This window comes from Clostridium formicaceticum (genome assembly GCF_001854185.1).
In the GTDB taxonomy this organism is placed as follows: domain Bacteria; phylum Bacillota; class Clostridia; order Peptostreptococcales; family Natronincolaceae; genus Andreesenella; species Andreesenella formicacetica.
Genome location: NZ_CP017603.1, coordinates 1,958,993 through 1,974,738 on the forward strand (window position 1 = coordinate 1,958,993; position 15,746 = coordinate 1,974,738).

At 33.2% G+C, this 15,746-nt stretch carries 7 protein-coding genes; 6 read left to right on the forward strand and 1 reads right to left on the reverse strand.

Features of this window, described 5'->3' with window-relative positions:
- Positions 1-83 precede the first annotated feature (83 nt).
- The 4 genes from BJL90_RS08930 (at position 84) to BJL90_RS08945 (ending at position 11,748) form a co-directional block, all read left to right on the forward strand.
- Positions 84-4,502 carry a Kelch repeat-containing protein gene (locus BJL90_RS08930; RefSeq protein ID WP_070966782.1) on the forward strand — a complete coding sequence of 1,473 codons (4,419 nt, stop codon included), beginning with the start codon at positions 84-86 and terminating at the stop codon, positions 4,500-4,502.
- 68 nt (positions 4,503-4,570) lie between these two features.
- Positions 4,571-10,369 (forward strand): RHS repeat domain-containing protein, encoded by a 5,799-nt coding sequence (locus BJL90_RS08935; protein ID WP_070966785.1) that lies wholly within the window; start codon positions 4,571-4,573, stop codon positions 10,367-10,369.
- Positions 10,370-10,406: 37 nt separating this feature from the next.
- Entirely contained in the window at positions 10,407-10,850 is a 444-nt protein-coding gene (locus BJL90_RS08940) for a hypothetical protein (protein WP_070966788.1), read from the forward strand.
- Between the two features lie 469 nt (positions 10,851-11,319).
- A complete protein-coding gene (locus tag BJL90_RS08945; protein WP_070966791.1) occupies positions 11,320-11,748 on the forward strand; it encodes a GBS Bsp-like repeat-containing protein in 429 nt (142 codons plus the stop codon).
- Between the two features lie 123 nt (positions 11,749-11,871).
- On the opposite strand, the gene BJL90_RS08950 is transcribed toward BJL90_RS08945, so the two are convergent.
- On the reverse strand, positions 11,872-13,371 hold the full coding sequence (locus BJL90_RS08950) for an IS1182 family transposase (protein ID WP_070966794.1): 1,500 nt from the start codon (positions 13,369-13,371) through the stop codon (positions 11,872-11,874).
- A 584-nt stretch (positions 13,372-13,955) separates the two neighbouring features.
- On the opposite strand from BJL90_RS08950, the gene BJL90_RS08955 reads away from it, so the two are divergent.
- Positions 13,956-14,471 carry an RHS repeat domain-containing protein gene (locus BJL90_RS08955; protein ID WP_070966797.1) on the forward strand — a complete coding sequence of 172 codons (516 nt, stop codon included), beginning with the start codon at positions 13,956-13,958 and terminating at the stop codon, positions 14,469-14,471.
- A 119-nt stretch (positions 14,472-14,590) separates the two neighbouring features.
- A complete protein-coding gene (locus BJL90_RS08960; RefSeq protein WP_070966801.1) occupies positions 14,591-15,733 on the forward strand; it encodes a hypothetical protein in 1,143 nt (380 codons plus the stop codon).
- Positions 15,734-15,746: the final 13 nt, after the last annotated feature.

Here is a 15,746-nt window from a genome sequence, read left to right on the forward strand (position 1 = left end):
TTTTTATTTCAAATTTAAGCTTGGAGGTGAAATAGTGAGTAGTAAGCTTGAAAACTATTAAAATTGAAAGAGGAGGATTATTTATGCAGCTAAAAAAATCTGTAAAAGTTTCATTGTCGCTATTCTTAACGGTTTGTTTTATAGTATCATTAAGCTGCCAGCCTGTAAAAGCTAGTAGCGAACATCTTGATTTAAATGAATTAACTTTAAATTTTCAAGCATCAAAAAATAAAAGTGTCCAAGAAGATGAATTAGAAAGTATAAAAAGGGAAAAGGTTACAGACAGTGTTTATTCAGATTACAGATTCTTGCAAGAAACAGACGACTTTATTACCGACAGATTCATTGTTAAGTATAAAGACAGTAAAGAAAGAAATCAATTTGTTGCTACATTAAAAAATGATATTCAGGAAATAAAGAAGACCAAAAACAAGAACTTTGAAGTCATTACTACGAAAGATAAATTAAAGACAAAAGACTTTTTAGAAATAATAAAAAAGAAAAAAGCTGACTTTTCTATAGAATATATCCAACCTGACTACCAGCTGACTACCGCCTCAGAAGGCACTCTTGAAAGTGAAGAAAATCCAACTTTCACAGAACCGTTGGATCAGATCGATGAAAACCCTCTACAAATACCGGAAGCTGACGGCACATCTCCTATTTTAGATTATCAAGCAGCTAATTACACAAGGACATATGAAATCAACGATCCATACCTTGATCGGCAATGGGGACTTTTTCAAAAACCAAAAACAGAAGTAGAACTACAAAGACTATCTATTAAAACCGGAAGGCCTTTTGAAGAGTTAAGCAATCAATTTGCAGATAATTATCCAGTTCATGCAAATGTTTTTGAAGCATGGAAACAGTCAAAAGGAGAGGAAATTATTGTAGCGGTATTGGATACAGGGATAGATATTACTCATGAAGATCTTGCAGACAACATTTGGATAAATATAGAGGAAACCGCTAGTAGAATGGATGATGACGAAAACGGATACATTGACGATATTTACGGATGGAACTTTAGTGATAATAATAATCAAGTACATAGCAAAGACTTAGCTTTTGATGAATGGCATGGAACTCATATTGCTGGCATTATCGCCGCTGTAGGAGGAAATGAAAATGGCATTGTTGGTGTAGCACCAAAAGCTAAAATTATGCCTCTGAAAGTATTCAAAAACGGCTCAGCATATACTAGTGATATTATTAATGCTATTGAGTATGCTGAAGCAATGGGGGCGAAAATAGTCAACTGCAGCTGGGGATCTACCAAGGAAAATATAGCCTTAAAAGAAGTAATGGAGAAGTCAAATATACTTTTTGTTGTTGCTGCTGGTAACAGTAGTATAGATTTAGATAATACCCCTGTATATCCTGCTTCTTTTCAAATGCCCAACATCATTACTGTAGCATCTATTAACAAGAATGGTCACCTTTCGCCTTTTTCAAATTATGGAAAGAATACCGTTCATGTAACTGCACCAGGGGAAGAAATTTTCAGTACCAAACCCAATAATGATTATGCTGATAGCAGCGGCACATCTATGGCAGCAGCATTTGTTTCTGGAAAAGCGGCACTTATTTATGCTAATAACAACAGCTTAAGTCCCATTGAAGTAAAAGAAACAATCATTCGTTCATCAGATAAAATAACTGGTCTGTATGAAAAAATCATTGGCGGAAATAAAATAAATTGTGGTTATGCGTTATTTGATAATAGGCATCATAATAGCACATTAATAGATATTATAGATATTCAAATGGATGAAGACATAACTTTCCTGCAAGAATCTCAAGGATATAGCTTGTTTGCTACAGACCAGTGGAAAAGAAAAACCAATATGCCTACAGCGAGGACAAACCTGGGAGTTGCAGCTGTAAATGGGAAAATTTATGCTATCGGTGGGCTAGGAGGAATAAACAAGGTTGAAGAATACGATCCAGAGACAGATCGATGGACAACAAAGGCAAATATGCCTACAGGCAGATATGGCTTAGACGTAGCGGTTGTTAATGGAAAGATTTATGCCATTGGTGGCTATAACGGAGGTTATATAAATAAAGTAGAAGAATATAACCCAGTCACTAACACCTGGACGACAAAAGCCAATATGCCTACTGCCAGAAGTCATCTGGGAGTAGCTGTTGTCAATGGTAAAATTTACGCCGTTGGAGGATCGAATAGTAGTGGCTATTTAAATAAAGTTGAAGAATACAACCCAGTCACAAATACATGGACCACTAAAGCTAGTATGCCTACAGCAAGAGATGGAATAGCTCTGGTAGCAGCAAATGAGTCAATTTATGCTGTCGGAGGTTATACTTATACAGGTCCAATTAAGACAGTGGAAGAATTCAATCCTAGAACCAACACATGGGCAACAAAAGCCAGTAAAAAAACAGCTGGAGGAAGTCCGGCAGGAACGGAAGTAAATGGAAAGATATATGTTGCAGGCGGATATTGGAACATAGACAATTCTAATTTAGTTGAAGAGTATGATCCTATTCTAAACAGCTGGGCATGGAAGCCAAGCTTATCACTTCCAAGAGCAGGGCTTGGATTAGCGACAGTAGGAAGCAAGATCTATGCAATGGGAGGAGATATAGATGGTGACCGATTTGGTATAGTAGAAGAACTAGATTTAGGATGGACAACCAAAACAGGCATGCCAACAGCACGGAATGGTCTAGGGGTCGCAGCGGTAAATGGAAAAATTTATGCTATTGGAGGAATGGATGAAAGTAATGGTTATACATTTTTAAACAAAGTAGAGGAATATGACCCTGTAACAGACACATGGACTACAAAAGCAAATATGCCAACGGCTCGGGGATTTTTTGGTATAGGGGTTGTAAATGAAAAAATATATGTTATTGGAGGAAGGAATAGTAGTGGGTATTTAAACATCGTAGAAGAATACAACCCTGCTAACAATAGTTGGACTAGTAAGCCTTCTATGCCGACAAGAAGAAGTTATCTAGCTGCTACTGTAGCAAACAATCGGATTTATGCCATGGGCGGTCAAAATAGCAGTGTCAATTATTTAAATGTAGTTGAAGAGTTCAATCCCCAAACGAATATCTGGACTACGAAAAAGCCCATGCCGACAGGAAGATATGGCCTGGGGGCAGCAGTATCAAATGGAAAAGTCTATGCTATTGGTGGATGTAACGGTGATGCTTTAAATATAGTCCAAGAATATAACCCACTTTCAGATTCTTGGATAAATAGAGCTAATATGCCTACGAGAAGATATTTGTTTGGGATAACTGAAGCCAACGGAAAAATCTATACAATTGGTGGAGATGGTCTTAATTTTGGCGATAACAAAATGGAAGAATATGATCCTTCAACAGATTCATGGACAGGAAAAGCCAATATGCCAACAAAAAGATTTAGCATTAGTGCGGTAACCGTTGATAACAAGATATATGCAATTGGAGGATGTAATGTAGATAATGACTATAATAAAGTCGAAGAATACAGTATTGCAACAAATCCATGGTCTTTTAAAGCCAGCATGCCTACTGGGCGGAGTCATTTAGGTGTTGCAGCAGCAGGTAATCTAATATATGCAATTGGAGGTCATAATCCTTACGATATGAATTATTACAATAAAGTTGAAGTATATGATACTAGAACAAATACCTGGTCAGTGAAAGCCAATATGCCAACTGCACGGGGACATCTTGGCGTTGCTCAGGCAAATGGAAAAATCTATGCTATTGGTGGATACAACAACAGCGGTTATTCTAACAAGGTGGAAGAGTATGATCCTATTACAAATCTATGGACGACCAAAGCCAGTATGCCAACTGCACGAAGGGACTTAGCTGTTATTCGGATAGATGGGAAAATCTATGCTATTGGTGGAAAAAATAGTTCAGGGGATCTTTCTACAGTAGAGGTGTATGATCCTGCAAAAAATTCATGGTCTCAAAAAGCCAGTATGCCAACTGCAAGATCAGCCTTGGGTGTTGAAGCAACAAACAACAAAATCTATGCAATTGGTGGAATGACTAGTAGTAGTCTCAGAAATACAGTTGAAGAATATGATCCTATAAGCGATACATGGAGACCTAGAACAAACATGATAAGACCAAGAGCTTATGCAGGAGCTGCTTCCAACGGGAAAATATATGTTGCAGGAGGTATACACTCTGGAGATATTTATTATGGCGAAGCGGATTCATTTGAAGAGTATGATCCTGTTCAAGATTTATGGATAAAGAAACCTAGCATGCAAATTGCCCGAATTGCACCAGGGGTAGCAATGGTGGACAATAAGATTTATGTTATAGGAGGACAACAAGGAGATAACTATAATTTTCTTGATACAGTGGAATGCTATACCCTTTACCAAAAGAATACTTTTATTAAATATGAATACAATGATTCAAGTCTTCTCAAGTATATAAGGTTTGAATCAGGTGAAGAAATTTATTTTGAGTATGATGATAAGGGGAATTTAATAAGACGTAATAAATACTAAAATTTTGCTAATGTATATAAGTTGCTTGCAAAGGAATAATTAGAACATTTAGATAGAGGGGGATTATTTTGAAAAACAAATATTTAGTGCTGACTTTAATTTTCACATTATTATTTAACACAGTAACTTTTTCTGTTTGCTCTACAAGAAGTTATGCGTTATCAGACAGCATAATTAATCAACATTTAACTAATGGAAAATTACAAGTTTTTTTAAACGAGGAAATAGATGAAAATAGTAATTCCAAAATAAAAAAATTTTTTAATGATATGATAGATGAAACTGTGAATCCATTGTATGAAGACCATAATTTTAGCTTTCCCAGTTTTGTAAATGAAAAAAGCAAACTGAAAATAGGTGTTACGGATACAGTCTACGGTTCATTCCATGAAGAATTTTCAAAACCAACCGTTATTGAAGCAGTTTATGGTATAGATAAAGGAGATATACAAAAATTACTTGATGAGATTGTTTATTTTACTGAAATCACAGAAGAAGAAAAGGCTAAGCTATGTGAAGTATTCAATATTGCAGAAGAAATATTTCTTAATTATGCTGGAAAGGGATATACCATATTTGAAACCATAATAATCCTAGATATTGCATCAAAATACAATTTTACAGAAGCAGAAATCCAAAACCTCTTTGTCCTTCATAACAAAGAGATTAATAAAGTGTATGGAGCGATAGCATTCTATATGCTTATAATTGAATTGGATAAACCTACGATTGAAGAACAAAGTAGTATTAAACATCTTATTTTACACGGATATGAAGGTGAGGTAATTAGACCAGCTTTTATAATAGCCAGCGCTCTAGGTACTAATATAGAATCCTTTATAAAAGAAATAAATAGCAAAAAGCTAGAGGATATGATATCACTATTATCTGAAGATTATACTCAAGAAGAAATAGAAATGCTTAAAAACATATTTCAAATATATGATATTGATGCAGAAAAGTTCTTAAATTACGTACAGAAAAACAATTTAGATTTAGCTCAAGTTTATGAAATTATCAGAAGTTATCTCATTAATAAAAATATTAAAAGTGATATAGAAGAAGATTTGGACAGTTTTGCAACTTTATCAATAGGAGAAACTTCAGAAGAAAGAGATTTCGACAAATATTTTAATAGTCCGTTTGATTTTTCAGTAAATGGTAACGAAAATATTCAAGAAAACACAGGAGCTTTAAAATACGAGAATTCTCTTTTAAGTATCCCTGGTAGAAATGGATTAGATTTAAATTTAATTCTACGTTATAATTCTTCAAAAGCAAGTTTAAATAAAGCAATTTATGAGGAAAAAAGTGAAGATGTCTATGTATATGCTGCTTATGCAAATAAATATGTATATCAGAGTTATGGAGATTGGGGATGTTATTTTTGGAATGGATCAGAATATATTGGTACCTTTAATACTTCTGACGATGCATATTGGGCGATTCGACGAAAAGAGTGGGATACCATGTTCAATGAATCTAAGAAACTCCCTTATTATAGCGGTGGATATGTTGTGCCACATTATGTAAATACAAACTATTACTATGTCAACAACCTACAAAGCAATACTTATTCAGAATTAAGAAATAATGTGGGCGCAGGTTGGAATTTTGGTTTTTCCTCTATTGAGATTGAAAGAAAAGGGGGAGAAACAATTCTCGTAAATGCTGATGATTTTAATGGTACAAAATATCTTCACCTAAGTAATGGAGAAACCTACAAAATTCAAATTACTACTAATAATACTGAAGATTCAAATCTAGAAAACTATAAGCTTAAGGATCTGAAGTTAGAAGAAGATAGTGGAAATTTTAATAATGGACAGAAAAGCTCTGCTTATGTTTTGATACATAAAGATGGGTTAAAAGAGTATTTTGCTGATGATGGAAGACTGCTAGGTATTGTTGACAGATATAATAATACTATCAAATTTCAACATACAATACTTAATAATTATCCTGTAATCACTAAAATCATAGACTCAGTAGGAAGAACCATAAATATTACTTATTCTGCTGATATAGGTGACAGTAGAACGGTAATTATAACAACACCTGATAGCAGTACTGTAGAATTACATTTAGAGAATTTACCAGGACACACAAATAAATATTTTTTAAAGAAAATAATAGATCAAGAGAAGAGAGAAACAGTATTTAATTATGAGATTGTTGAAGGAGACTTTACAATAAACAGTGACACCAGTAAAAGTACAAATTATCTGGCTAGTATGACATCCATAAAATATCCTACGGGTGCAGAAAGTAAATATACATATGAAAATGCAACTGGCAATTATGGGTATCGTGGATATTTTACCTATCGTAGAGTAAAAGAACGTATAAATATAGACAAAGGAAGAAGTTTTGATAAACAGGCCTATACCTACACTGGAAATTATACAGGCTATCCGACTCATCAAGAACCTAATAATTTACCATCGGAATTTACATACACTACAATGATACAAGACGAAAACAATTGTCAGAGGGTATTTACTTTCAATAATAAAGGATTGAAGATATCAGAAGAACTTAAAGAAATTGGAAAAAATACAATTAAGAAAGTAACTAATGAATATAATGCTAACAAACTAAAAATAAAAGAAAATACAATCTCCTATGATCCTTCAGGTACTTCATCTAGTCTTCAAATGAACTGGAATTACAATGACTATGGAGATGTATTAGAATTTTATGATTCAGCTGGAAACAGAAGTAGTTTTACTTATGAAAACAATCATCATCAATTGACAAGTGAAAGTAAAAAAATTAATGATAACTTGCAGCTTAAAAATGAATATCAAGTAGATTCCAGTACAGGAAATGTTCTCTGGAAAAAACAAGTTCATTACGAAAACGGTCAAAATAAATCTATAATGGCTTACTACAATTATGATCAATATGGAAATATCAAGGAAATAAAAACAAGCAACAATGATGGCAGCATGATAATAGAGAATTATGAATACAGTTCTCAGTATGGCAATGCCTACTTAACAAAATACTCAATAAATGTAACAGACTATGCAGGAAACAAGCAAGTTATTGAAGAAAAGTACACTTATGATTTTAGCACAGGTAGAAAGCTTTCAACAACAGATGGAAGAAATAATATCACAAGGAATAGATATGATGCTGTTGGAAGATTGATTGAATTTGTTAATCCAGATAACTCTAAAAAAACAATTAGCTACAATGATAATAACAACACCGTAACACTAACACTTGAAAACAATCATCAGATCAGAAACACCTATGATGGACTCGGAAGACTGACAAAACAAGAAGAACTGAAAAATGGTATTTGGATAACTGTTAAAGAAAATTATTACAACAAACTAGGGCAGCTTGAGCATTTTAAAGATGCAAATAATCATACAACTTATCAGGAATACGATAAGCTCAACAGAATAATTAAAATAACAAATCCAGATGGAGGCTATAAACAGATAAAGTATTTTGATGGACAGAGAATGAAAATAGAGATCAATGAAGATAATGATGAACATATTTTATATTACGATGCACTAGGCAATGTCATAAAAGAAGAAGTAAAGCCAAGGTCAGGTGTCGTCTACACTAAGACATATAGATTTGATTATCTTGGGAATACGGTATATGAAAAAGATCCCAAAGGAAATGAGACAAGGTATGATTATGACGACTTAGGTAGGCTAATACAAGTGACCAATGCAAAAAATGAAAAGACCAAATATGCTTATAACAATCGAGGGCAATTGATAAGAATCATGATGTATGAGTATGATGCAAGTGGTCGTCAAACAAAAGAAATCATATCAACAAAGGAGTATGATGAATTAGGAAGGATTATTAAAGCTACTGATCCACTAGGCAAATATGAAGTAATGCTTTATGATAAGTCTGGCAACATAATAAAGAAGATTGACAAAGAACAACAGGAATCAACATTTGTCTATGACAATATGAATCGAATGACTAGAAAACAGTCCAAGAATGCTGCTGGCATTATAGACATTAATGTTTCATATGATTATAGCAAATATTATTCACAAAATATTATTACAATAGCTGATAAAAGAGGTACAACAACTCTTGAATACTATCCAGACGGAAAATTAAAGCGTGATACTCAACCAAATGGCAAGTATACCCATTATGAGTATGACAGTAATGGAAATAAAAGAAAAGTCACTGATCCATTGGGACTAATGACTGAGTATACCTATGATTCTAATAATAGAATGCATAAAATTATCATAGGAGGCAGCAAAACATTTACTTATGAATATTATAATGATGGAACAATTAAATCCTTAAAATATCCAAATGCAAGTATTAAAACAGAATTTAGTTATGATAAGATGAATAGGTTAACAGCCATTGAAAATACAATTGGATCGACAGGTAAAAGCTTTAACTATGATTATGATGGAAATAGCAATGTTATTTCCATCATTGAGGGCAGTAAAAAAGATGTATATGGATATGATCAATTAAACAGGCTGACGTCTATAAGAAATAGTAATAATGGAGAAATAAACTATGAAAGGATATTTGAGTATGATGCTAGAGGCAATAGAACAAAAGTTGATGGAGATTTAACAAAATTATCCAATTTCATTCCTGGAGAATTTAAATACGACTCGTTGAATCAGCTCACTCAGTTTATAACAAATGGTCATTCTTATAACTACACCTATGATTATAGAGGACTAAGAGTAAAGAAAAACGGACCGCAAGTTTCAACAGAATATTATTACGATAATAACAAAAAGGTCATAGCAGAAGTAGATAGTATTGAAAATGCTTCTATTCACGTCATTTGGGGACACAAGCCGCTGGCTAGAAAAGTTAACAACAACTACTACTATTATATCTACAATGGGCATGGTGATGTAATCTATGTAGTAGATGATGGCGGCAATATCAAAAACAGCTATGAATACGATGAATGGGGGAATATAACTAATCAGCAGGAACAAATAAAGAATCCAATTAAATACTGTGGTGAATATTTTGACGAAGAAAGTGGTCTATATTACCTAAGAGCAAGATATTATGACCCTACCACGGGTAGATTTATTACAAAGGACAGCTACGAAGGAGAGATTACCAACCCCCTTAGTATGAACCAATACATCTATTGTATGAATAACCCCCTTATCTACGAGGACCCTAGTGGACATTTTATTGCTACAATAATTGGAGGCTTGAGTGGAGCTATTATAGGTGGAATTAGTGCAGTATTACAGAAAAAGGATATAGGAACTGGTATCATCTCAGGATTTGCTAGTGGTGCTATTGCAGGAGCAGGAATAGATCTCACTTATGTAACCTTTGGTGCCGCTGCCCCATTAGGTGCATTAATGGTAGGTGGTGCAGCTTTTGGGGGTTTTGGGGGATATGCAGGCAATACAATAGACCAAATAGGAAATAGATGGAAGTGGGGACAAGGTGAGAGTTTATCCACAATCAGTAGAACATTAGATACAAGAAGTATGTGGATTAGTGCTGGGGTAGGTGTGGCAGCAGGTGGCTTATCAGGGACTACCGGATACGGACTAACTCAAATTACAACAAAATATGCTGAAAATTCATTTGCGCTTTCTGCAACGAACTCACTTGTGTATGGGAATAACCAAGGTGTATACAACACTATGAACGGCATTTTCAATTCTTCTATGAGAATTGCAAATTCACAATTGAGAGCAGATACATTTTTTACTACATTTTATAACACAAGCTCTGCTATTGGCGATTACTATATAAATAGATCTTATAATAGTATAAGTAATTACTCTAATAATTATTTTAATAATACCTTTAACAATTATTATCAACCTTACTTTAGAAATCCTTACTCTTATTACTATTACTAAATCTATAGATGTTTGTATGGATTAAAGGAGGGAGAAATTGAAAAAATATAATAGTGTGACACCTGGTACGATAATAGCAGGAGTAGCTTATATGATTTTGACGTTAATTATACTGTTGTCATTTATATTTTTAGTAGGTATGGATATCTTAGCGGTACTAATATTATTACTCTGGTTGTATTGGTGTAGCATCATGATATTTAATGGTTTCTTAAGAAAAATCCACATAGACGATGAAGGGATTAAATCTATTACACCATTTAAGACTATATTCATATCCTGGAGTGATATAGAAGAAATAAATGTTTCAAGAGCCTACATGGGTTTAAGAGGCGGAGCAACCTTTATATATTTCTCTACAAAATATGGTGCTTCTCCTCGGGATAAAGATGCAACAATAATAAGTATGAGATATCGTAAAAGTGTCCTTGATGAGATTAAAAAATACTGGTCAGGTAGAATCAGTGAGCGGCGGATGTAGAACATAACCAAACATAAACAAGGACAAAATATCAGTGAAAAACTGATTTTTTGTCCTTGGGTTTTAGAAATTCTCAAAGAAAAAAGGGGTGTGCTGTGGTAATTTGGTTTTTATAATAATTAAGAACAATTCATTGCGAGGTTATTAAAGGAATAGAAGGAGTGACATAACGACAGTTAGCAAGGATTTTAGGAATTTCACCTAATTTGGTATTTAAAGCATAGAATAGAAAGGAAGCAAAAGAACCTTTCCTTTGATTCTATTTGCTTTTACCTTTTGTAATTCTAAGCTGCATTCACGAAACAGTGTTGGAAAAACCGAGAACTTCTCATATGAATGACTCCTGCTAAATCAGACATGAAAATAAACCCGGAGGTGTAAAATGATAAAAATTAAGAGTGTTAAACATATTGTAATATTCCTATTTATTTTCACCTATATGTCTTGATATAGTTTTGCAGCAACATACGTGTACGATGATGCAAACAGGTTAATAGAAGTAACTTACAATGAATATAAGATAAACTATATCTACGATGATAATGGGAATATGATTAGAACAACTAGTGCTGATTTAGATACAGAAGGACCTACAGCAGACAGCATAACCAACAGCGGAAGTCCAACTACAGGAAGTGCCTTTAAGGTATATGCAAACAACGTAGTAGATGCAGGAAGTGCGATAGATAAAGTTGTATTTCCGACATGGACAGTAAAAAATGGTCAAAATGATTTAATATGGCACGAAGGAACATACCTAGGAAATGGAAAATGGGGAGTAACTATCAATATAGGTGATCATAATAACGAAACAGGAGAATATATAGTTCATATATATGGATATGATAAAGCAGGGAATAACAGAGCTTTAGGAAGTACAAAAGTAGTAGTTCTATAATGAAAGATGGGGAAACTGAGGTATTCTCGGTTTTTCAAGGGAAGCAAAGGGAAGCAAAGGGACGTCAGACCTCGCAAAAATGGATCATTATTCCATAGCACTTTTTATGCTTTTCATACTAAATCAACTAATATTTTCAAGGAATATAGTATATTTGTAAAACCGGAGGCTAACAAATACTTTTTTGCCTGTTATCCTCTTGATTATTTCCTTTACTCCTAATATATTTATTGCTCGTTTCATATTATAGGCTAAAAAAGCAAAAGAAATCTCCGCTTTTACTGACTGTATACCTTTTGTCAGAAAATACGTCATACCTAATCCCCTCTTTATCGTTCCAAAGGGATGTTCTACGATCATTTGCCTTTGTCTATAAAGCTCTTTATTTTCTGCTGTTCTTTGGTCTACCCTATCTAAAAAGTCTTGACCTATAGGCCTCCTTACCCGTCTACCTCTTTTATCCTTTGTACATTTATCCTTAAAGTCACATTTCCCACATACCTCAAAGTTTCGGTATACTATTTCTTTTGTATTTTCATCAATAGGCTTTTGTTTTCTAGAATAAAGTTTTTCTCCTTTAGGACAAATATAAACATTCTCTTCTTTATCATATTGAAATTTGTCTGGATAAAAATCGGCTTCTCCTGCGGAGTTTGGAAAGACTTGTTTTGAAACATAAGCTATGATATCTTTTTCTTCGCATTTTTTCAAGTCCGTTGCATTGTAATAACCTTTATCAGCCAGAGCCTTCAGTTCTTCTACATCAAATATTTCTTTTGCATTGCCAGCCATTTTACTTAACATACCATGATCTGTTGGATTATTTATGACATTACAGTCTACCACTAACTTATGCTTGCTATCCACCACAGTTTGAACATTGTAACATACATCAATACCATTGTTGTTTACTGCCATTAATCTTGATTCAGGATCTGTTGTTGATATTTCTTTTATATCGCTTTTTTCTATTTCTTCTTTATATCCTTCATACTTCTTTTTTCGTTCTTTCAATTCTTTAATCTTTGCTTGAATTTCTTCCTTAGTTGGTTTATGGGTCTTCAATTGATTTTTATCATTTTCTTCCATTTCTTCCATATATTTTTGTATTTTTTCTTCTAGGTACTTGATCTTGCGATTTAAGGTTTTAGTATTAAAATTATTTTTCTTGGAGTTACAGGCCCTAAACTTAGAACCGTCTACAGCTACTACTTCCTTACCGAAAAGATCCCATTCATTTAATAAAGATACGAAGTGTTTAAACATTTGATTTATGGCATTTTTATTGTTTTTTCTAAACTCGCATATGGACCTGTCATCGGGTGTTAATCTTCTTAAGAGCCACATTAGCTCTATATTCGTTTGGGCCTGTTTTTCTAATTTTCTTGATGAAGTAATTTTGTTCATATAGCCATAAAGATACAGTTTCAGCAGGTCTTTGGGATTATATCCAGGTCTCCCTTTCTTTTTGGGCACTGCATTTTTAAATCCTATTTCACCTATATCTAATGTTTCAACGAAAGCATCTATGATCCTTACGGGGTTATCTTCTGTAATGTAGTCATCTATATATTCTGGAAAGGCAATTTTGCTTTTCCTATGAATACCTTCTATATATCTCATAATATCACCATCCTTACTACTATTATAGGCGATTTTATGCATACATTATCAAAATTGCCTTATCCAATTATTGGACTTTTAGCGCAGCCTGCCGTCCCTGTGCTTCTAAAAATCACTTTATTACTTATAAAAGGAATGTTTTGTTTTACAAATGAGAAAATTACAATATTATGAAAATAATAGAAAAAATAGAAGGATTTTACATATTAATATCGAATATAAAATATCGAATCTAAAATAAAGAGGGGAAATTTTTTGTTCAGAACAGAATCAGTTTTAAAATGCGTCCTAAATTGCATTGCACATAAGTAATAAACTTCAAAAATATTAAGGCTATACGAGGCGGATTATTTATGCAGCTAAAAAAATCTGTAAAAATTTTATTATCGCTATTTTTAGCGGACTGAGCTGTATCCATAATTTTATAATAAATAATATAGACAAGATGATAAATAAAATTTACTTCAATAACTAGGAGGAATGCTTAAGAGATATTTATAAGGTAGTATATAGTTTTAGAAATATTAAATTTAGGGAGGAATTAACTTGAAAGGAAAAAAAGTTATTATATTAAATGTACATGCATGTTCATATTAAGTTGGTTGCTGTTATTTTCATTCTTTAATACTTCTATTGTAAAAGCTGTGATATATCCTGGTTCAGGTTCAATAATTGCTACACCAGGACAACGGGATTGGGATAAAACAGACGTTACAGTTAATCTTATCTACCATGGAGATAAAATCGGCCATCTATTAACTCTTCAATATGCATGGAGTAAAAGTGCAGGTGAAGCAATTGAATGGGAACTCCAAACAGAGAGTAACAGTACAAGTGAATCAATTGTATGGCAACCCTATACAGGAGCGGTAACACAGAGCAATGATGGAATTTGGTATTTACACTATAAAGCAGTGAACACATTCAAAGGAGAAATAAAGGGCTATTATGGACCATATAAAATCAATGAAATAACCACCTATCTTTATGAATATAATGAACTAGGACAATTAGTCAAGATTAAACTCCCTACAGGAGAGACTTTGTATTCCTATGAATATGATAATAACGGAAACTTAATAACAAAGACAAAAAACTGAATAAAGTCCTGTATTATTAGTTCTTTAGAGCTTAATAAAATTTATTAATACGATTAAAATAATTGAAAATAAGAAAGCAACAAACGATGGGAAAACACTATTTAGAAGGGGGATTCAACTTGAAAAATAAATATAAACCCATATTAATACTGATATGTATTATAAACCTGTTTCTTTTAACAGCCTTTGGACAAAACATCACAAAAGCTATCGGCAAACAGTCAACTGTAACAGAATCTGTATATAATCAAGAAAAACCTAAATTACCTATAGGAAAAAATCAACACTTAACCGTAACACAATCAGTATATGGGATTCATGAAGAAACCATTCTTCACCTTATCACTACAGTAGACAAGTTCTCTTCCCTAACAGAAGAAGAACAGCTACTGATCCTAACCTATTACCAAGTAGAACAGGAAACCATGATTTTACTAGAAGAAAAAGGCTTCGGACTTCTTGAATCAATAGAAATCGTTGTTCTAGTAAAAGAACTGGATTTTACAATAGAACAAGCAACAAGGCTTATAACTAAATATCCTAAGAATCAAGAGATAGAACTAGTGAAACTGCTACAAGGCTTTAAAACATTTTTTGAAGAAGAACAATCAACAGAAGAAAAATTCCAAAATATAAAAGACCTTTTTACAAAGGGATACGGAGTAGGGGAAATAAGAAATGCCTATATTATGTCAGAAACAGTTGATGCCAATCCAAGTGAACTAGTTGAAGATATTGAAAATAGAAAAAGTGATATAGATAAGAAACTACTTTTTTATACGATAATAGAGGATTGTAACGAAATTGAGATGTATCTAGTAGAGGAAATGCAGCGCTGGTATCCAGTTGACCTTGAAAAACTGGTTGAAAATAAAGAAAAGAAAAACTTAACATGGCAGGAGATTTACGAAAAGTTTGAACAAGAAAAGAAGCAAAGAATAAAACCAGCGGAAACCATCTTATCTAGCACTAACCTGGAAGGCTCACTTAACCCTAATGAAGAAGGAAACCACATCCAAAGCATGATGACTACCTTTTCAACAGATTCACGGGGGCAGCAGTACTATCCAAAGTATATCAATCCAGCATACAATTATAGACAATATAACAACGAATTCATTAATACTTCCACAGGCAGTGTAGAATTTGAAACACAGCTTTTCAAATTACCAGGTAGAAACGGGCTGGATGTAAATATTAACTTAAATTATAATTCCAATACTGCTAGCATTTATGAAATGAATCAGTATATATCCATCTAGACACCTGAATGGC

Coding starts and splice junctions, on each gene's coding strand:
- BJL90_RS08930 (WP_070966782.1), top strand. CDS start 84: ATGCAGCTAAAAAAATCTGTAAAAGTTTCATTGTCGCTATTCTTAACG.
- BJL90_RS08950 (WP_070966794.1), bottom strand. CDS start 13,371: ATGAGATATATAGAAGGTATTCATAGGAAAAGCAAAATTGCCTTTCCA.
- BJL90_RS08955 (WP_070966797.1), top strand. CDS start 13,956: ATGTTCATATTAAGTTGGTTGCTGTTATTTTCATTCTTTAATACTTCT.